Source organism: Undibacterium sp. SXout7W (assembly GCF_049339385.1).
GTDB lineage: Bacteria > Pseudomonadota > Gammaproteobacteria > Burkholderiales > Burkholderiaceae_D > Undibacterium.
The window spans coordinates 43,502-63,670 of the sequence record NZ_JBMPPF010000025.1; the positions used below are offsets into that span (position 1 = coordinate 43,502).

Sequence of the window (20,169 nt, forward strand, 5' to 3'; positions counted from 1 at the left end):
TGACGCAAATATGATGGGATATTCAGTGCGCCAGGCTCTGTTTAACGGCGCTACCGGCGCGATCAGGCAACCAGAATTTTACCGTTACGGACAAACGGCAATTTGACGACCGTTGCTGCTAATTGCTTGTCGCGAATCACCACCTGCACTGTATCGCCAATTGCCACACCCATCGGCAAACGCGCCAGCGCGATCGCCTGCTGCATGGTCGGGCTGAATGTGCCACTGGTGATTTCGCCATTCCCTTGTGCGGTGATAACTTGCTGATGCGCGCGCAGGATGCCGCCTTTTTCACGCAGGATCAGGCCGAGGAATTGTGCCTTCTGTCCTTGTTGTTGCAGGGCTTGCTTGCCGACGAACTCGCGTTCACTGACCAGATCAATCGTCCATGCCAGACCAGCATCAAGTGGATTCACGCTTTCATCCATATCCTGACCGTACAGATTCATACCGGCTTCCAGACGCAGCGTGTCGCGCGCACCAAGACCAGCAGGTTTGACACCAGCGGCGGACAGCGCATTCCAGAGATCGTTCACACGATCAGCGACAACGGCGATTTCAAAACCGTCTTCACCGGTGTAGCCAGTACGCGCTACCATGACTTCGCCAAATGCGGTATCTGCCACAATCACGGCATTAAATGGTTTGATGTCAGCACTGGCTGCCTTGGTTTCCGGTATGACTTCCCAGGCTTTGGCACGCGCATTCGGGCCTTGTACGGCGACCAGTGCAAACGCATCAGCACCATCGCGGCGCTGGGTAATTGTCAGTCCGGCACCGGTTTCTGCATTACGTGCATTCATCCAGGCGATGTCTTTTTCAGCAGTACCTGCATTGACCACCAGACGGAACCAGTTTTCGGAAAAGAAATAGATAATCAGATCATCGATGACGGTGCCTTCTGGCTTCAACATGCAGGAATACAACGCTTTACCGGACACTTGCAGTTTATCGACATTATTGGCGACCAGACCGCGCAGGAAACTGCGTGCATTGTCGCCTTTCAGATCCACAACGCACATATGAGAAACATCGAACATGCCGCAATCGCTGCGCACGGCGTGATGTTCTTCGATTTGTGAACCGTAGTTGACAGGCATATCCCAGCCGCCGAAATCGACCATTTTTGCGCCAGCAGCACGATGCGCCGCGTTGAGGGGAGTTGCCTTGAGTGATGTCGCTACTTGCGTCATGAGTGCCTCATTACCAGTTTAGAAGGGACGAACAAACACACATCGACGAACAATGTCCGTCGCGTGCGAAAAAATCGCAGACCCCTCTGTCCTGGTACCTGAGAGATTACGGGAGCAATGATGTTTGCCATCCCGTGCGCACCTTCGGTGGGTAGTCCGGCTAGCTTGTGCCACCGCTACCACTCTCCAGAGTGTGGGGTGTATTTTACTCCCCAGTTGACCGGTCCTTTTGCCTGAGAGTTTGTTGGGTATTAGCCCCTTCGGCGGCAGCGCGTTGCTGCTCTCTCCCGATCAAGTAGCGCGATTATATAAGGCTTTGGATCAGCTTGGATATATTCGGAACCAAATTTTTCCATGCATGTTTTCTTTCAATATCATTCAGACATCATTCAAACTATGTTGAAACTGGCTGCCATCAAGCAACATTCCGGCTTTACTTTGCCTGCAACAACAAAGTCTCATGGCTATGCGCTTTGATATCTTCTGCCCTCAGGTATTGCGGCATATATTTACCGGCGGCAAACAAGGCGGCCTGATCGTTGTAATGTTCATCAAACAAAACCCCACTCTGACCGACCGGATTAATCCCCAAAGATTTACCGGCATCAGCAAAATCAATCAGCCTGCGAGTTGATGGGCCATAAACAACAGCCCAAGGCGCAGGGCCGATAGGACCCGAAAGGTTATTCGGCACTTCCCTCGCGCCGGGAACAGCGAATGAACCGATATTAAACAAGCGGTCGAGTGGTTTTTTTTGTCCAATTGGATGTTGATGCGTCAAGGTATGTGCTTTGCCCCAAGCCCAGTCGGCACTGTTTTTACCAAAGGTTTCCTGCAAGTGCCGTATGCTCTGACTCCAGGCAAGCCGGACAATCTCGTTCCTAGTTTGAACTCCGGGTGTATTCCTGTCGTCCCACCATGGTGATTGTGGGTCTGATAACAGGCGTGGAATAGCTTCATCGAGTGCACGGGTACGTAACAGATTTTTGAATTGCACATCGCCCAGTTCATCTGCAAATGCATCATAGGTAATCTGATACAGCAACTGACTGAAGATTGTCGGGGCAATCGATTCGGTTTTAAATGAGCCATCCCATTTGACCAGCATATCCAGCAGACGCAGATCGGCATCCTCGCGTAACTCCGATTTCAGCAAAGGCAATAGGGTTTGCAGTACGCGCGGCGCATATCCGGTCTGAACATCCAATTGCAAGGCCTGACTATTACTGGTATCCCAGGCAATCGTATTTTGGCTGAGCAAATCATTCAACCGTCTGGCGCGATCAGCCAGGTTGTAATAACCGGGAATACGTATGCCGCTTGCTGGCAGAGGTTGATGATTGGCAGAAACGATATAACCACGCGTCGGATTTTCTTCTTGTGGATTATCAGAAAAATCATAAAACTCCGGCCGATCCGATTCCGCCTGACTACCATCCAGTATCAACGACGGATTGGCTGTTCCGTGACGCTTCGGCAATCTGGCAGCGGCCCACCAGCCTATGTCACCTTTGGCATTTGCCCACACCACGTTCAAGCCGGGGGCGTGGATTTTCTTTGCCGCCTCACGCGCTTTGCTCAGTGTATCTGCACGATTTAGTTCATAAAATGCATCCAGTACCGGATTAGGTGTTTCCAGAAATGTCCACCACATTGCCACCGGCGTAGTGCCATAGCTATCTTTAAATGCATCGGTAATGACCGGCCCATGCGGCGACTTTCTGAGTGTCAGCGTCACCGGGGCTTCACCTTTGACCTGTATCGTCTCATCACGACTTGTCATGTCCACCCATTGGCCGTGATACCAGACCTGATTCGTATTGGCAGGATTCACTTTTTCTGCAATCAGATCGATATCATCATTCTGAAACATCGTCAGACTCCAGCCAAATTGCAGGTTATGTCCCAGCAATGCCAAGGGGTTCAACGCCTGATGATGTCCATACAGTTCAAATCCCGGTGCTGACAAATGGGCTTCGTACCAAACGGAGGGCGCTGAGTAAGCGATATGCGGATCACCAGCCAGTAAAGGTTTGCCGCTGGCGGTACGCTTGCCGGAGATGACCCAGGCGTTACTACCTTCAAATTGTGGCATCCCCAGTTGCTCAATCGCATCCTGGCTGACTTGTGCAAGCTGGTTCAAGGTATGCCAGTCAGCATCGGCCAGCGCTGATGGTTGTTGTGCTGATGGCTTTTGCAATACGCCATCCGGATGCCAGTCAATATCGAATACTTTCAGATAATCGGCACCCAGTTTGTCACGCACCATACTCAGCACGGGCTCAGTACGGAAAGCAGCGGCGAAGCTATACGCCATATAGCCGGTCACGGCAATGGTGTCTTCTGTCGTAAAGGGTCGTTTAGGGATATGCAGTAAATCAAATTCCAGCGGTGCTGGATGGTGATCCTGAAACTGGTTGATACCATCCAGATACGCCGCCAATGCTTTCGATGACGCCGAATTGGGATTCATCTTTGCAACATAACTACTGGCGTATGCTCGCAGACCCAAAGTGCGAAAAAGTTGATCAAGGTCGAGTAATTTAGGCCCCAGAATTTCTGCCAGTTCACCACGTGCCAGACGTCTCAACATTTCCATCTGAAAAAGCCTGTCCTGCGCATGAACATATCCCAGCGCCCGGTACATATCTGCCTCGTTCTGGGCCTGAATATGCGGTACGCCACGCTCGTCATATTGCACCGTCACCTGCGCCGTCAGACCGCTAAGCTGAACGCTGCCGTCACGCTGTACTTTCTTGGTATGCAAATACCATCCCAAGGCCAGCAATAAAGAGAGCAAGATCACTGCGAGTACAAGTGCACTTCGTTTGAACAAGCGTTTCATCACGTCACTTTCGAAGCAAGGGAATGCAAGGATTTTACTCTGGTCACCAGCGCTTCAACACATATCATGTCGCGTTTTGTCTGCATATTGTCATAGCAGACACAGACAAGAGATAACGCTTACGTAAAATTGCCAGGGTAAAGTTGAGCGATGAAGTCAGTATTGGCTTTGTATGCTGCTGGCAATGGGCGTTAAAACAAGGAACCACAAGGAACCACAAGCCGCCGATACAGTTTTACGTCAGTCCAGAAGCATAATAAAGCTGATGACCATGGCGCGTAGAACACGTTGACGCGTCTGGTCACTCAGTTGAACTGAAGAATGCAGCCAGAATGCCAGAACGAATGAATGAATGAATGGCGGCGATAACTCCGTGACGCGGGTAACTGATTGATGCAGCTGATGTTGAAGCTGATACTGATGCAATACGTTACAAGCGGGCAAAAGAAATACAGAGTGAAATGCTTGTTTTTTCAGCATTGAACATCATCTGAGAACTTACGTAAAATGATCACGGCAAGGTTTGCAACGAACATCGTAAGGGCTTTTACTGGCCTTGTAATGGTTTCGCTATGTTTCGCAATGGTTTCGACCTTTACGGCAAGGAACCATAATGCTGCCGGGGCAGTATCGCGTTAATCCTGATGACTCGCACGCTATGAGGGCAAGTCATCAGGCCAAGTCTGGCCATTCGCCCACTTATTCCTGTCAATGATTGTTACCGCTAAGTTTTGATGATTACTTTTGATGATTACTTTTGATTATTCTTACTGATTATTTCTGCCTGTTACGTTTGTTTGCCCTATCCTATTCCGTCCACCGCTGTCTTCACTACAAGATATCTGCATGAGCACATCTACTACGTCTGGCGACGCCCCACAAAAAAGCAGCCTGAATGCGCTGGCAGGCTTACTACCATTTCTTCGTCCTTACCGACGCCAGTTTATTCTTGCCGGCATTGCGCTACTGGTTGCAGCATCGGCGACGCTGGCGATTCCCGCTGCGTTCCGGCAAATGATCGACATGGGTTTTGGCAGTAACAGCGATCATCAGATACAACATGTCGATCTGACTTTCCTTGCGTTGTTTGGTGTCGCTACCGTGCTGGGGATTGCAACTGCTGCCCGTTTTTATATGGTGTCCTGGCTGGGTGAGCGGGTCACTGCGGATATTCGCAGTGCTGTGTATTCGCATGTGGTGACGCAAAGTCCGGAGTTTTTTGAAACAACGCAAACGGGTGAGGTGTTGTCACGTCTGACAACAGACACCACATTAATTCAAGCCGTCGTTGGCACCAGTATTTCGATGGCATTGCGCAATGTGTTGTTGTTTATTGGCGGACTGGTGATGTTGTTTATTACCAGCCCACGACTGGCCTCCATCATTATTGTGACGCTGGCAGCGACAGTGTTGCCTATCGTCTTTTTTGGCAGAAAAGTACGCCGCCTGTCACGCGACTCGCAGGACAGAATCGCCGATGCTTCAGCCGTGGCAGGAGAAATTTTAAATGCCATGCCAACGGTGCAGGCATTCACCCACGAACAGATAGAAACACAACGTTTTTCCAGTTCGGTCGAGAGTGCATTTTCAACTGCCATGCAAAGGATACGGGCGCGCTCTTTGCTGACGATGATTGCGATTTTGCTGATTTTTGGCGCGATCGTTTTTGTTTTGTGGCTAGGTGCGCACGCGGTGATGAAAGGCAGCATGAGTGGCGGGCAACTGGGGCAATTTATTCTTTACGCTTCCATTGTTGCCGGTGCCATCGGCGCGCTGTCTGAAGTCATGGGCGAGGCGCAACGTGCAGCGGGCGCGACGGAACGTTTGCTCGAATTGATGGCGGCAACATCGTCCATCGCTTCTCCTGCCAACCCGCTCCCATTACCCGCCAGGACTGCCAACGGTGCCGCACTGGCATTATCGGATGTGGTATTTCACTATCCATCCAGACCGAATATGGCATCGATCGGGCATATGACGCTCAACATTGCGCCGGGAGAAACTGTTGCGATTGTTGGTTCATCTGGTGCAGGAAAAACCACGCTGTTTCAATTGCTGTTGCGCTTTTACGATCCCCAGCAAGGTCAGATCACACTTGATGGCGTTGAGCTGCGCCAGCTGGATTTGCATGTATTACGCAATGCAATCGGCATCGTGCCGCAGGATACCGTGATTTTTTCTGCCAACGCCATGGAAAATATCCGTTATGGCAGAGCCGATGCGACAGATGAGGAAGTCATTGCAGCAGCAAAAATGGCGGCGGCGCATGAGTTTATTGAACGACTGCCGGAGGCATATCAATCGTTCCTCGGCGAGCGCGGTGTGCGCCTGTCCGGCGGACAGCGCCAACGCATTGCGATTGCGCGTGCATTGCTGAAAAATCCACCGTTACTGTTGCTGGACGAAGCCACCAGCGCGCTCGATGCCGAATCAGAGAGACTGGTACAAGTGGCGCTGGAAGCTGCGATGCAAGGGCGTACGACGCTGATCATTGCACATCGTCTGGCGACGGTATTACGTGCCGACAGAATCATTGTCATGGAGCATGGACACATTGTCGAAACCGGCACGCATGCATCGCTGGTAGAGCAAGGCGGCATCTATGCAAAGCTGGCATCCTTGCAATTTAATACACAAACGGAAGGATAACATCCGATTCCTATGGCACAATCAGGTTGCAACTTCTCTTACCTGAGGCATTTGATGGTGTTGAAATCAGTCTGAACAGATATTGACAAAGTGGTGATATTTTCTGCCTACTGTTTAACCCTGTCTGAACCTTGCTTTACATTTGCTTTACATTTTCTTTAGCCTTACTTTAACTCTTTTTGAAACCTGTTTTTCATATCGTATAAGGATCAAATGATGATTGGCTATGTGACTTTAGGTACAAATGATTTAGTCCGCGCAGCAGCGTTCTATGACGAGCTGCTGGGTAGCATCGGGGCCGGACGACTGATGGAATCGGAGGGCTTTATTGCCTGGGGTGTCAGCCCCAAGCAACCTTCTCTGGGATTAGCCAAGCCATTTGACGGCAATACGGCCACGGTGGGCAATGGCGTCATGGTGGCACTGGTCGTCGACAGTCCGGCGAAGGTCAATGCCTTGCACGCAAAAGCACTGGAACTCGGCTCAAAAGATGAAGGCCCGGTCGGCCCTCGCGGTACCAGCGGATTTTATGCGGGTTACTTCCGGGATCTGGATGGCAATAAGCTGAACGTCTTTTGCATGGGTGGTTAATTCTGTAAGACTGTACAAACCAAAGCAAGACGATAGAAACCAAACTCAATCAAGTCGGGCACAAGCGAGGCAAGTCAGGCATATCTGACTTGCTTTTTTTTCGTTCCGGTGCTCAGAACTGCAGTCATCCGGTAATAAAGACATGGCGACTGATACCGCCAACGAACGATCAGCATACGAATGCGCCGATAGAAGGCAAATAATACTCCCTCCCAGTATGAATATTACTGCCTTTATTGATGCTGACAATCAGACGATTTTATTCAAAATGAGGGGGAGTATCCTCTTTTCTCTCGCTTTTGACAGCGACAAACCGAGTTCTGCCTGCATGACGGCTGCGTTGATTTGACGAACGATTCTGCCGCCCATGCAATGGCTCATGCTACGTTCGTACCGTGATGTGTTAGTGTCGCGATGTGTTAGTGCCGCGATGCAGCAGCCACATCCGCCACATTCCCTGTCGCTCTGGTGTGGTCTGCATCAATCGCTGAAGCGGCACTCTTTTGAGCCGCTTTCACTTTCACAAACCCGACTGCGCAAGCGGCACATATCAGCAACAGGCCAGCGAGACGAATCACATTTTCAGGATTACCCGCCAACAATGGTTGGTAAATCAGGGGCAAGGTAAAAATTTGTATGATCATGGGAATCACGATGAACATATTAAAAATCCCCATGTACACCCCGGTACGCTCCGGCGGAATACTGCCTGCCAGCATGATGTAAGGATTTCCCATGATGCTGGCCCAAGCCATGCCGATACCGATCATCGGAAGAAATAGCAAGCTGGGTGTGTGTATCATCGGAATCGTTAACATACCAATACCAGCCAGCGTCAGACACAAGGAGTGCGTGATTTTAGGCCCGTAGCGGCGCGCAAACGGCATCAGCAAAAATGCAGCGATAAAAGCGACAAAGTTATAAAACGCACCGATCTGCCCGTTGAGTAAGCCTGCATCGCGGAATCCCTCGGATGCCTGATCATGGGTGCCGTAAATAGTGCGTGCCAGAGACAGCATAATGTATTGCCAGTAGCAAAACATCGCATACCACTGAAACAACTTCACCACCGCCAGTTGCTTCATCGTGTCCGGCATCTCTTTGATCGCCAGCCAGACTTCATCCAGCGTTGCCATGCCGCCCTTGGGTTTATCACGCAAGGCTTGCAACTCGGTCTCAGACAAAGGATGTTCCGGTGTGGTTTTCAGCGTCCAGAGTATAGAACACAGAGAAAATACAGCGCCGATCAAAAATGCGGCAATCACAATGAGCGGGATGTGGCTGCTATTGACCGCATCTTTGTTCATACCGGCAAACACCAGTAATGACGGTGTCAGATACGCAAAAGTCTGCCCCAGGCCGGTAAATGCGCTTTGCGTCAGGAAACCAATCGAATGCTGACTGGGATCGAGCTTATCGCTGACAAAGGCGCGATATGGCTCCATCGTCACGTTATTGGCTGCATCCAGTATCCACAACAGGCTGGCTGCCATCCATAACACAGGGCTGAACGGCATCGCCAGTAAGCCCAGACTGCAAATAATGGCACCAATCAGGAAGTAAGGAGTCCGTCGCCCCCAGCGCGTCACGGTTCTGTCACTCATTGCGCCGATCAGTGGCTGCACCAGAAGCCCCGTGACTGGTCCAGCCAGCCATAAATACGGCAAACTTGCCTCATCGGCGCCCAGATATTTGTAAATCGGGCTCATGCTGCTTTGCTGCAAACCGAAGCTGAACTGAATACCGAAAAAACCGACATTCATGTTCAGTATCTGCCAGAACGACAGGCGTGGCTTGCCGGACGCAAGTAGTGTACTCATACAGCCTCTCCTGAACATGAAACGTCAGCTTCCCAGCCACGCAGCTGGTCCTGATAAAACGCGATATCGGTGGCAACTGCGCCACGCACGCCACACACCCGGGTAGCAAACTGATGTGCGCGTTGCAGCGTGAACGCCAACGGCCATTGCCTGACCAGCCCCAACAAAAAAACAGCCGCAAATGCATCACCCGCACCAACGGTATCCACAATCTGTACAGGCTGTGGAAGTTCGGCTGCACTGTAATGTCTGCCACTCTGGTCAAAGTAAGCATAACCACGTTCGCCCAGCGTAATCAGGATTGACTGCACAGAAAAATGACGCAACAAAGGCAAAATCACTTCACCCCATGCCTCACGCGCCGTAGTCAAATCAATCGCTGATGCTGATGCTGACACAGGTAATGGCATCGGCAGCAAATCTTTGCTCAACTTCAATACATATTGCAATTCATCTTCGTTCAACTTGACGATATCGGCCTGCTGTAAAGAAGATAAAATCACAGCATCCGATGCCTGCCCATCGCGCAGGTTCAGATCAAGAAACGTCGTCATTCCTTGACGCTTGAGTAGTTCCTGCAGTGTGTCTGATGAAATCTGACTACGCTGAATCAGACTGCCAAAATAAAAAATACCGTCCGTACGTCCCTGGCAATATGTCGCAACCGCTTCCACCGCCTGCTGCTGGTCAATGTAATCGTAAGCCTGGTCTGCCAGAATTTCAAAGCGATGGGCGGCATGATCGTGCTGCTGATCTTGCCAGACTTTCACCCGACCACTCGCATGTTGCACATCCATTTGCACGCCATCCGATAACATGCCACTGCGCTGTAATTCAGCACTGATCTGCGCCCCGACTTCATCCTGACCAATGCGCGATACCAGCAATGGCGAACAGGAAAAGCAGGCAAGATTGCGGGCAACATTGAACGGCGCACCACCGACAATACTTTGCTCACTGAACTCATCGACCAGAGCCTCGCCAAAAATCACGACGGGCATGTCCGTCAAGGTATTCGTGGATACGTTCATTGAAGTCATCTCTCATCTCCGGCAGTCTGCGCTGTACGTCCTATTGACTCCAACGCCACCGGATCAACTTGACGTAACCATAATTGCGCATAGGGCTGTAAGCGTACTTCTGCTGCGGTGTCTTGGGTATAGATCGTTCCGGTTAACACATCCTGCCAGACGCCATCATCCTCGCCATCAACACCAATGCCGACCTGATGCAAATTCAGTTGCGCTGTGCGTTCAGAAAAATTGGCAACCACATACACCGCGTCTTGTGTCGCCTCACATCCACGGGAAAATATCAACAATGCCTGGTCGGCGCAGGCAATATGGCGGCGCTCTTGTGTGGTCGCCAATTGCGGCAATGCCTGCCTGCAGCGAATCAGATGACGTAGGGCGGCAAACATATTACCAGCGTTAGTATCGGCCACATGCCGGGACGCGAAACAATCGGCATCGAGTTCTGCCCTATGCAACCAACGGCTATCATGCGCCTTGTCTTTGTACAATACGTAGGTTTCGTCATTCGGCAGAGCCAATTCATCGCCCATATAAATGACAGGCAAACCGCCAAAACTTAACGCCAGCCCGTACAACAGCAGCATGCGTCGCTGAGCGAGTGCAATTTCATGCGCATCGGAGGCGCTGGCATAACCGCACAATGCAGATGCCATACCGACCGTACCATGTACCGCCGCCGGATCTGCTGCCTGAAAACTGGCACCGCGTGCGTAACTATCGCCCTCCCCGGCATAAAACCGCGAAACTGCCGACAAGCGCTGCTGCACACTCATGTCTGCGGTTGCGGTCAATTCCTGGCGCAACACATTCCAGCCAATATCGTCGTGACAGCGGACATAGGTCAGCCACGATGCATGTTCAGGCAAGGCAGGTGTAGCCGCCATCACGCGTTGAATTACTTCTGTATTTTGCTCTGCCAAGGCAACCCAACCAGCACTCATCAGACTGCTGTGATAGGCAAGGTGACATTCATTCACTTGCGATTGTTGCGCCGTTGCTTTGACACCCAGATACGCCGGCAGATCAGCGGTCGGGACAATCGCTTCCGCTTTTAATAACACTCCTGGCGCGGCGATATCGACCAGGCTGCGTATCGCCTGCAATATCCAGTGCGCTTCTGGCTGGTTCATGCAATTCGTACCCGGACGCTTCCATAAAAACGCCGTAGAATCAAGGCGAAATACCTCGATACCATAGTTTGCCAGTTTCAATAAGGCCTTAACCATATCCAGAAATACAGCAGGATTCTGGTAATTTAAATCCCATTGAAAAGGATAAAACGTGGTCCAGACCCAGCGTTGCATGGACTCGATAAAAGTAAAATTTCCAGGTGCTGCCTGCGGAAAAATTTGTCCTACCGTCTGCTCATACTGATCCGGAATCGCACGATCGGCATAGCCGTAAAAATAATTCTGATAGACAGGATCACCGCTTCTTGCCGCAATCGCCCACGGATGATCGTCTGCCACATGATTCAAAATAAAGTCAGAGCACAAGCTGATCTTTGCAGAGCGCAAAGATGCCGTGAGTGCCAGTAAATCCTGCACATCGCCGTAACGCGGCTCAACTTCTTCATAGCTGGCAACCGCAAAACCGCCATCGCTCTCGCCTGCCCGCCCCCGTAAAAATGGCAGTAAATGCAAATAACACACACCCAGTTCGCTCAGATGAGGAATTTTTTCAATCACGCCTCGCAAGTTGCCTGCGAACTGATCAACGTAAGTGCAATATCCCAGCATATGCTGATCAGCGAACCAGTTTTTATTTTGTTCCCTTTGTTGATCCAACTCCTGCAATGCATCCGTGCGCTCAGCAGCGATCGCCAGCACTGCGCTCATCAGTTGCGTTACCCAACCTGAAAAATCCGGCTGGTCACCATATAAACGCCGCAAACGTTCAATCAATACCGGTGCCTGCTGTTGATAACGTTGACCCAGTTGCGCTTGTGACGCCGGTAAACGGGCAAACATATCGCTCAATGTGCGATGAATAGAAGCGACCTGTGGATCTGATTCTGGATGCATAACATTATTCAAATAAAGCGTTGCCAGCCTGAATCAAGCAATCAGGACAGGCGACGCAGGACGAAAAAAGAAACGGGATCAACAAAAGACAAAAACTGAACATCAACAACGAAAAACACGCAGCAAAGAACCGGGGGGTTCGAATCCCCCGGTTCCCTTTCAATATCAGAATGCGTATTTCACCGTTGCACGGATAGTGCGTCCGTTGATAGAGCGAGCAGCATGGCCATCGCCCTCGACTTCGGTATACCCAATCGTGTTCAACAGATTATTGACACTCAGAGATACCTGTACTTTTGGTGTCCACTGGTAATTGGCAAAGGCATTCAGTACGTTAAATCCAGGCAATGTCAGCGTATTACCGTCATCACCCCATGATTTAGTCGTGCCAATCACACTCAGACCCACCATAGCATCACCCATGGTGTAGCTAGGAGTGATCTGATATACAAAATTTGCCTGGCGATGTGGTGTTTTGCCGATAATCGAAGAATCGTTAGCACCAACGATTTTGGCATTGGTATAAGTCATCCCCCCCATCAAACTGAAGTCACCCATGCGATAGCTGGCTTCCAGTTCCACACCTTTGGCATCATAAGAATTAGCAGTGAAACGCTGTGTCGTTGCTTCAAAGTTAGACTCAGTTGTCTTGGCCTGGAACAAAGTCACGAAACTGCTGAAACTACCTGATTTCCATTTCACACCCACTTCGTTCTGCTTAACGATATTGGTGCTGATAGGCACTGAGCCATCCAGCGGATTGGCAAACATGATGCGATCGGCATTAAAAGCAATACCGTCGCTGGTACGCGCAAACAAGGCAACATTGCTGTTCAGGCGGTAGTTAGCCCCCAGAGAATAGGACGTGTGATTGACGGAATAATCAATGAACTTGGTATTCGCCTGGCTGTACTTCTGATTCACAGCCTGGTTGTACGTGCCACTGGCGCTTTGCTTGTCATAGCGGGCACTCGCATCCAGATTCCATGCGCCACGTTCCCAGCCTACGTTGGCATAAGCAGCATTGGTTTTGTATTGCGCATCAATATTCCGGTTGCAGCAACCACCCCAGACATCTGTTCCCTGCGCCAGCAAACCAGGTGTACCGGCAACGGTATTCGCAGAATTCAACAGCGCTGGTTTATCACCACTCGCCTGCATCAGATACTGGTTAAAGTTCCATGTCACACCCAGATTCTGCAGGGAAGTGTAATAACCCGCTGTCGTTGTCAACTTGCTGTCGCTCAGTGTAAATACTTTGGACAGCTTCACATCATTCACAACACTGCCCAGATCATCAAGCGAGGTATTAAATACAGTCGCTGTAAATGCCTTGCCGGTGTATGCCTTGCCCGCGTTCGGGCCCGTTGCATAAGTCATTTTGGCTGATGAGTTGTCATTATCAGCAGGGAACAAGGAAATGAAACGACCACTATTGGTGGATTTTCTGAATTTTTCGTCGAGTATCCAGCCATTGCCCAATTTCAGGGAGGCTTCCGCGCCAAACGCATTGTTCGTCACATGCAAACCATCGTTCACATTGGTCGCTATCCGATTATTGTTCTTATCCAGAACAATATCTTTCACCCAGTACGGAGAATAAAAACTGGCCGTCCGCGGATCAATGCCAGGCAACTCAGAAATTGTGCCGCCCGTTGTCTTGACCGGAGCTGGCATATTCATCGGTGTTTTATCATCGAGATGCTTGAAGCTCAGGCGGATATAACCATTATCAAGTTCATGCGTGACATTGGCCTTGATCTGACCGCCATCCTCGGCTGTCACTCCGGCAGGACGTGAGCTATCGCCATTACGGTAAAAACCACCGATAAATACGCGTGTTTTATCCGATATTGCGGCACCATAATCAAAATCAAAACGAGTCTGATTAAAATCCAGCCCTTTGGTGATACCGATGCTGCCACCTTTTGCTTCACCATTTTTGCTGATGAAGTTGATGATGCCGCCTGGGGAGTTTGTTGCCATCGTCGATGCAGTACCGCCGCGCACGACTTCCAGATGACTGAGGCTGCCATCAGCACGCAAATACATGTCAGGAGTAACGAAGGCGATATCGCCAAACTGCAACAATGGCAATCCGTCTTCCTGGAATTGCACATAGCGGGCACCACCGGCAGAAATAGGCACGCCACGTACAGTCAGATTGGCATTGCCTTCACCACCAGAAGATTCGGAACGCACGCCAGGAACAGAGCGCAGGATTTCTGCGGCATTGGTTGGAGCAGACTGCATAATCTGCTCGGAATCCAGTGTACTGATAGAGACACTGGCCTTCATTTTAGATGTGCCGATCGGCGTACCGGTAACGATCACACTTTCAAGATTCAGGGAATTTTTTTCTGATGCTGCAACTTCCTGCGCAGTTGCGCTGGCCATTTGCAAAAGCGCCAGAGATACTGCTGTCGCCATACTGCTTAATTGAATGACAGGTGATTTCATTGTCTTCTCCGATATTTAGTTATTTATGTTGATCGCATCAAAGCGAAGTCTGATGCCATCCATACTGCAAGCCTTTTGCTTACCCCATCCACGTCCTGAGCCATCGGTGCAAAACACCTGTCAAACGCTGATTATTCACTCGCTTTGCATTTAAATAAGACTGAGCGACCTGTTTAGTCTTTACATCAAACAATACAAATGAAGTGCCGGCAGAAGAATTATGCTCGTCAAAAAAAATCATTGCAATCGATTGCAATAGTGCATCGCAACAAAATATATAGCGATCAACTTTGCCGCCAGATCAGTTTTTTTAAAGAAATGAGATTGTCGCTGAGGAACGGTCAGCAAAAATAAAACGACCGTTATCACTTAGATAAAATAGAACTTGTTAATGTATGATTTTGTGCATGATTTTATGCATCGTTTATGTATTATTTACGCGACAAAATCAGATGATCGGCAAATATTTTGTGCACCGCAACATAATATATAGCAGTACATTCCATAAAATCAGCCGGCAAAATCATCTTCTGGAAGAGTAGAAATGCAAACGATTGCAAATCATTTTAAATAATAAGGTCTTCAGTCGACATAATTGCTCAACTGGTAGAACGGATCACCAATTGAGTCGGCAGCAACCGTGGAGTGCCGCCCTTCTGATCCGCCAATGCCAATAAGGCATCAACCAATGCTTCACCTGCTGCCATCAAGGGTTGACGCACAGTGGACAGGGGAGGATGAAAATAACGTGCCAGTGCAATATCGTCGTAACCAACGACAGAAACGTCTTCAGGGACGCGATAGGATTTTTCAACCAGCGTATTAATCGCCGTCATGGCTAACAAATCGCTGCAGGCAAACAATCCATCAAATGGAATATTCCTCTGACACAGCTCATCCACGGCAAGGCGCCCTCCGTTTTCCACAAACGATGCATTGACATGTAAGGAAACATCCAGCGGTAGCTGATATTGCGCCAGTGCTTTGCAATAACCTTCGTAGCGATGGGCAACTTCCGGCAATTGCGTATCGCCGAAAAATGCAATTTTTTTACGCCCCTGCTGAATCAAATGCTCGGTCGCAAGAAAGCCCCCCGCGACATTATCGCTGCCAACGGTCACATATAACTGCTGCGGTAATTGCGCACCCCATACGACGATAGGAACACGTCGTGCGGCCATTTGGTTGAGCTGATCATGATGCCGCCATTGCCCAATGAGTATCACGCCAATCGCCCGCCCGGTGTTGTACACCTGCGCAGCAGAATCAAGTTGATCAGCATCCACCCGCGTCAGCAACATATCAAACCCTCTGTCGGTCAAGGCGTCTGCAAGACTTCCCAGAATACCCAAAAAAAATGGATCAGATAAATGCTGGCGATTAGCCGACTCATAAGGAACAACCACCGCGACAGTGCGGTTTTGCTTCAGGCGTAAATTTTGCGCTCCGATATTAATGGAATAATTCAGCGAACGCGCCAAATCTTCAATCCGCAAACGGGTCTCTTCATTGACCAGTGGGCTGCGGCTCAGGGCGCGCGACACCGTCGAAGTAGAAACCCCAGCCAAACGGGCGATATCCGCCATTTGCAGACGCCGTTGCTCCGCATTGGAAGCGGCTGGCTGATCCGGGATTGAGATGGTCTCTTTATTAGTCATATGGTCAATCAGTAAAGCTCAAATACTCTGTTGTTACTCTGCCGGCAAAAACATCACGCCAACATCACTTAAGTTACGCAAACAAAAGCATCAATTTACAAAGCAAGCTTTAAGATAATAGAAACATTGATTGTACCGCTGACTTGATTCAGTGCAATCTTTCAGGCAGCGAAAACCGTAGATTCACTCTAAATCAGTCATACGTTTGCGCATTACTTCTGCTCATTTTCATATAACTCATTCTGAGATATGCAAACATTGATCAACATCGTCGCAACGAGTTTGCTCTGGAACAAAAACCAATAGCCATGACTGTTATTTCCATGACATTTTCCTTGACGCTATGATGGCGACTTGCGTACACTCCTAGGATTCTGCAATCCACGTCGACTATGGTCGATTAGACAATTATTTTGCCTATGAAACGATTCCGACTTCGCATTTGCCCACTCATTGCCTCTGCTGCCCTACTTTGGACACTACCGCAAGTGAGTCACGCAGATTCTGTCCGCCTTATCGCACTCTCCACTCCAACCGAATCCTCCAGCGTTATACCAACCTCTCTTCCAGCGGAACCTCTGGCATTAAGCTCACCGTCAGCTTATACATTGACCGAAATGGATTTGTGGGAGCGTATTCGCGGTGGCTACGCAATTCCGGATCTTGACAATCAGTATGTGGCCAATCAGCTTAACTGGTACAGCACGCGCACTGATTACATTTTGAGAACAGTTCAGCGCGGATCGCGTTACTTGTATCACGTCGTCGAAGAGCTGGAAAAACGCGGTATGCCTACGGAATTGGCATTATTACCATTCATCGAATCGGCATTTAATCCACAGGCAATCTCAACAGCAAAAGCCAGTGGAATGTGGCAGTTCATGGCAGCAACGGGGCGCGACTTCAATCTGAAACAAAACATGTTCAAAGATGACAGGCGCGGTGTACTGGACTCCACGGACGCGGCGCTGACTTACCTGGAACGCCTGTATGGCATGTTTGGTGACTGGCAACTGGCTCTGGCTGCGTACAACTGGGGCGAAGGCTCCGTACAGCGCGCCATCAAAAAGCAACAAGCGCTGGGGCTGCCGATTGATTTTGATAGTTTGTCCGCATTGATGCCCAATGAGACAAAAAATTACCTGCCTAAGTTACAAGCAGTAAAAAATATCATCGCTCATCCGGAACAATTCAACATTGCCTTACCGCGACTGGATAATCAGCCGTATTTTGTGACGGTAGAAAAAACCCGCGATATTGATGTCAGGGTAGCGGCGCAGCTGGCTGAGTTACCAATCGGTGAATTCACCGCCTTGAATCCTCAATTCAACAGACCTGTCATCACTGGCGACAGCAATACCAAAATCCTGCTGCCGACAGATAACGCCGCCTTATTCAAAGAAAATCTGAGTAAATGGCAAGGCCCACTGTCCTCCTGGACGGCTCATACCGTGCAAAAAACAGAAAGCGTCGAATCTCTGGCAAGCCGCCTGAAACTCAAACCAGAGGTGCTGCGCGAGGTCAATCTGATTCCCGCAAAAATGCTGGTCAAAGCGGGTTCTACGCTCCTGATTCCGAAAACATCACAGGCCCAGGATAAAGATATTTCTCTGGAAGTGGCTGACAAAGCGCAACTGATCATTGAAAAAAATATCCCGATGCGCCAGCTCAGCTATAGAGTTGGCAAACGTGATGATCTGAATTCAATTGCTAAACGTTACAAGGTCAGTGTCGCTGATTTAAAAACCTGGAATAACCTGAAACGTGATGTGATTGCCTCCGGTCAGACCTTGCATATTCAGGTTCCCGGCTCACCAAATAGCGGAAAGCATACGGCAGTCGCACATAATGCCCACGGTGGCAAACTGGCTTACCGCCCAGTCGCAAACCGCTCAGGAAAAATTCTGGTGGCTCATGCAAAGAGTGGTAAAAAGCGTCACGGTTGAATCTATATCACTTAAGCAGTTTATCGGACTGATATAGTTGTCGTCAGTCCGATAGCCCGTTAGTCCGTTAATACTTAATGACTCAATAGCGATCGAATCAACATCGAACCATATCGAATGAACATCAAAAAAAATGGCGCCACTGGCGCCATTTTTTATATGAACAGAATTATTTCAGCGATTGGTTTGCATAAATAATCCAGTAGCGTGCAAGATCTGCCGTTCCATCTACGCCCTGCACTGTCTTAAAGGTTTTGATCGCATTCGCTTTCTTACCTGCCAGCACATACGCAACCCCCAGATGCAACTTGTCATCCTCAGGACGTTTTAAACCACCTTTTTTGATCCCATCTTCCATCATACTCAGACCAGTATCAAACTTACCCGCAGTCACATAACCGTAACCAAGGGCGACCAGACCAGAGCCATCCTTACTCTGCTTTGCTTCCTGCTCAGTAGCAGCCAGAGCTTTGTTTGACTCGTCTTGTGCTTTCGTCGCCATATCACGCAAACGCTTGTGACGTTCGGCATCGCCACCAGCGCCTAAAGCACCGGTTTTGTAGCCAGCATCAATGATCTTGCTGGCTTCTGCAGGATAGCCCGCTTGAATTGCCAGCAATGAAGAATCCATAAAGTCGGACGTCTTTGTAATCTGTCCCAATGCCAGCTTCAAGCGGTACAAATCCAGTTTCAGTCTCTCAGAATAACCAGGTTTTCTCTCGATATTATTCAGCAGGTTAACCCAGTACTCTTTCTTTCCATGATAGGCCACCAACTTTTCCAATGCACTGGAATAGCCTGCCATATCCTTCTGCTTTAAAGCAGCATTCGCGTAAAACTCCAAATTAGACAAGCTTGGCGTACGACCCGCCTTTTCATCTGCGGCCAGATCTGCCGATACTTCCTTGAGTGCTTTGGCACTATCGCCGCCCTGGTTCATCGCCTGAATCATGTAAGGACGCAAAGAAGGATCAGTACCACCATCTGCATAATAACGTCCATACCATTGGGCGGCCTTAGGATAGTTTGCTGCTTTGTAGTAAGAATTTGCCAGTACCTGAATCATCTGCAACTGGTCTTTGGACGGTAATTTATTAGCTGCGATAATGGTCTCTGCGGCACGGATCGTCGCATCATTATCACCAGCTGCCGAAGCAATCGACAAGCGCATACGTTCAATAGTAAAACTTTCGTTTGCCGTCTTGCCCGACACATTATCTGCCTCGCGGATTTTAGATAAAGCATCTTTATATTTTTTCGCTTTAAACAACTCTCCGGCAGACTGCACAATACGGCCAATTTCAGGGCGCATTGCTTCTTGAGCAAAAGCAGTATTCGCGGCGATATTCGTTAATTCCGGCGCAGCAGCAAAACCAATCGCTGCAACTAATACAGCGACACGAGACAAGCGAAGTTGCTTCATATGTTGATCTCTCAATCAATAAATTAAATGAACTCTGAAACAGGATCCCAATATATTAACGATCCCATTCCGTGAATATGAAAAAAGGCAGGGGTAACCTGCCAATTTTCAATCATACATCAAGATTTCTGCACTTGAGCTGAAAAAGCATTGAGGAGAATCGTATTCCCTGATCCTCACTTCAAGAACTGCTCATTCCCCACCATCCCAATCTTCATCACCCCCAACCGCTGCGCCGAGGCCATCACCGCCGCCACCGACTTATACGGCACCACCGCATTCGGCCGCAAATGCACCTCCGGCTGGTTCGGCGTCGTCGCCACTTCCGTCAGCTTTGCCTCAAGCTCATTGCGATTCGCCACCGCCACGCCATTCCATAACACCGTCCCATCAAAGTCCACGTCGATGTTAATCACCACCGGTGGCTCCGTGGGCTTACTCGGCGTGTTGGTCGGCATGTTCAGGTTCACCGCGTGATTCTGAATCGGGATCGTGATGATCAGCATGATGATCAGCACCAGCATGA

Annotated in this window: 13 protein-coding genes and 2 riboswitches; of the genes, 3 read left to right on the top strand and 10 right to left on the bottom strand. The window is 49.5% G+C overall.

What is annotated here, in order from left to right; translation table 11 throughout:
* Positions 1–62: 62 nt before the first annotated feature.
* The 3 genes from gcvT to ACO0LB_RS19105 all read right to left on the bottom strand — a co-directional run bounded on the left by gcvT (position 63) and on the right by ACO0LB_RS19105 (position 4,518).
* Positions 63–1,193, bottom strand: coding sequence for a glycine cleavage system aminomethyltransferase GcvT (gcvT, locus tag ACO0LB_RS19095; protein ID WP_423052009.1), 1,131 nt, complete (start codon positions 1,191–1,193; stop codon positions 63–65).
* 76 nt (positions 1,194–1,269) lie between these two features.
* Positions 1,270–1,393: riboswitch (glycine riboswitch) on the bottom strand.
* Between the two features lie 11 nt (positions 1,394–1,404).
* A riboswitch (glycine riboswitch) is annotated at positions 1,405–1,493 on the bottom strand.
* Positions 1,494–1,626: 133 nt separating this feature from the next.
* Complete coding sequence (locus tag ACO0LB_RS19100) at positions 1,627–4,038, bottom strand: penicillin acylase family protein (RefSeq protein ID WP_423052011.1); 2,412 nt, start codon at positions 4,036–4,038, stop codon at positions 1,627–1,629.
* A 240-nt stretch (positions 4,039–4,278) separates the two neighbouring features.
* Positions 4,279–4,518 carry a hypothetical protein gene (locus ACO0LB_RS19105; RefSeq protein WP_423052013.1) on the bottom strand — a complete coding sequence of 80 codons (240 nt, stop codon included), beginning with the start codon at positions 4,516–4,518 and terminating at the stop codon, positions 4,279–4,281.
* A gap of 366 nt (positions 4,519–4,884) precedes the next feature.
* Between ACO0LB_RS19105 and ACO0LB_RS19110 the strand changes: the two genes are divergently transcribed.
* Together ACO0LB_RS19110 and ACO0LB_RS19115 are read left to right on the top strand one after the other, a co-directional pair.
* Positions 4,885–6,687, top strand: coding sequence for an ABC transporter transmembrane domain-containing protein (locus ACO0LB_RS19110; RefSeq protein ID WP_423052015.1), 1,803 nt, complete (start codon positions 4,885–4,887; stop codon positions 6,685–6,687).
* A gap of 213 nt (positions 6,688–6,900) precedes the next feature.
* A complete protein-coding gene (locus tag ACO0LB_RS19115; RefSeq protein WP_423052016.1) occupies positions 6,901–7,278 on the top strand; it encodes a VOC family protein in 378 nt (125 codons plus the stop codon).
* Between the two features lie 419 nt (positions 7,279–7,697).
* Here ACO0LB_RS19115 and ACO0LB_RS19120 read toward each other — a convergent pair whose 3' ends face one another.
* The 5 genes from ACO0LB_RS19120 to ACO0LB_RS19140 form a co-directional block, all read right to left on the bottom strand.
* Positions 7,698–9,098: an MFS transporter gene (locus tag ACO0LB_RS19120; RefSeq protein WP_423052018.1), complete on the bottom strand. Its 1,401-nt coding sequence runs from the start codon at positions 9,096–9,098 to the stop codon at positions 7,698–7,700.
* Complete coding sequence (locus tag ACO0LB_RS19125) at positions 9,095–10,138, bottom strand: PfkB family carbohydrate kinase (protein ID WP_423052020.1); 1,044 nt, start codon at positions 10,136–10,138, stop codon at positions 9,095–9,097. The genes ACO0LB_RS19120 and ACO0LB_RS19125 overlap by 4 nt, the downstream gene beginning before the upstream one ends.
* Positions 10,135–12,156: an alpha-amylase family glycosyl hydrolase gene (locus ACO0LB_RS19130; RefSeq protein ID WP_423052022.1), complete on the bottom strand. Its 2,022-nt coding sequence runs from the start codon at positions 12,154–12,156 to the stop codon at positions 10,135–10,137. The genes ACO0LB_RS19125 and ACO0LB_RS19130 overlap by 4 nt, the downstream gene beginning before the upstream one ends.
* Positions 12,157–12,321: 165 nt before the next feature.
* Positions 12,322–14,616, bottom strand: coding sequence for a TonB-dependent receptor (locus ACO0LB_RS19135; protein WP_423052024.1), 2,295 nt, complete (start codon positions 14,614–14,616; stop codon positions 12,322–12,324).
* A 599-nt stretch (positions 14,617–15,215) separates the two neighbouring features.
* Positions 15,216–16,274 (bottom strand): LacI family DNA-binding transcriptional regulator, encoded by a 1,059-nt coding sequence (locus ACO0LB_RS19140; protein WP_423052026.1) that lies wholly within the window; start codon positions 16,272–16,274, stop codon positions 15,216–15,218.
* A gap of 488 nt (positions 16,275–16,762) precedes the next feature.
* On the opposite strand from ACO0LB_RS19140, the gene ACO0LB_RS19145 reads away from it, so the two are divergent.
* Positions 16,763–18,220, top strand: a complete 1,458-nt coding sequence (locus ACO0LB_RS19145; protein ID WP_423052028.1) for a transglycosylase SLT domain-containing protein — start codon at positions 16,763–16,765, stop codon at positions 18,218–18,220.
* 169 nt (positions 18,221–18,389) lie between these two features.
* On the opposite strand, the gene ACO0LB_RS19150 is transcribed toward ACO0LB_RS19145, so the two are convergent.
* Both ACO0LB_RS19150 and ACO0LB_RS19155 read right to left on the bottom strand, forming a co-directional pair.
* Positions 18,390–19,643, bottom strand: a complete 1,254-nt coding sequence (locus ACO0LB_RS19150) for a hypothetical protein (protein WP_423052029.1) — start codon at positions 19,641–19,643, stop codon at positions 18,390–18,392.
* Positions 19,644–19,819: 176 nt separating this feature from the next.
* The coding region (locus tag ACO0LB_RS19155; RefSeq protein ID WP_423052031.1) for an ExbD/TolR family protein at positions 19,820–20,169 on the bottom strand (350 nt) is incomplete at its 5' end.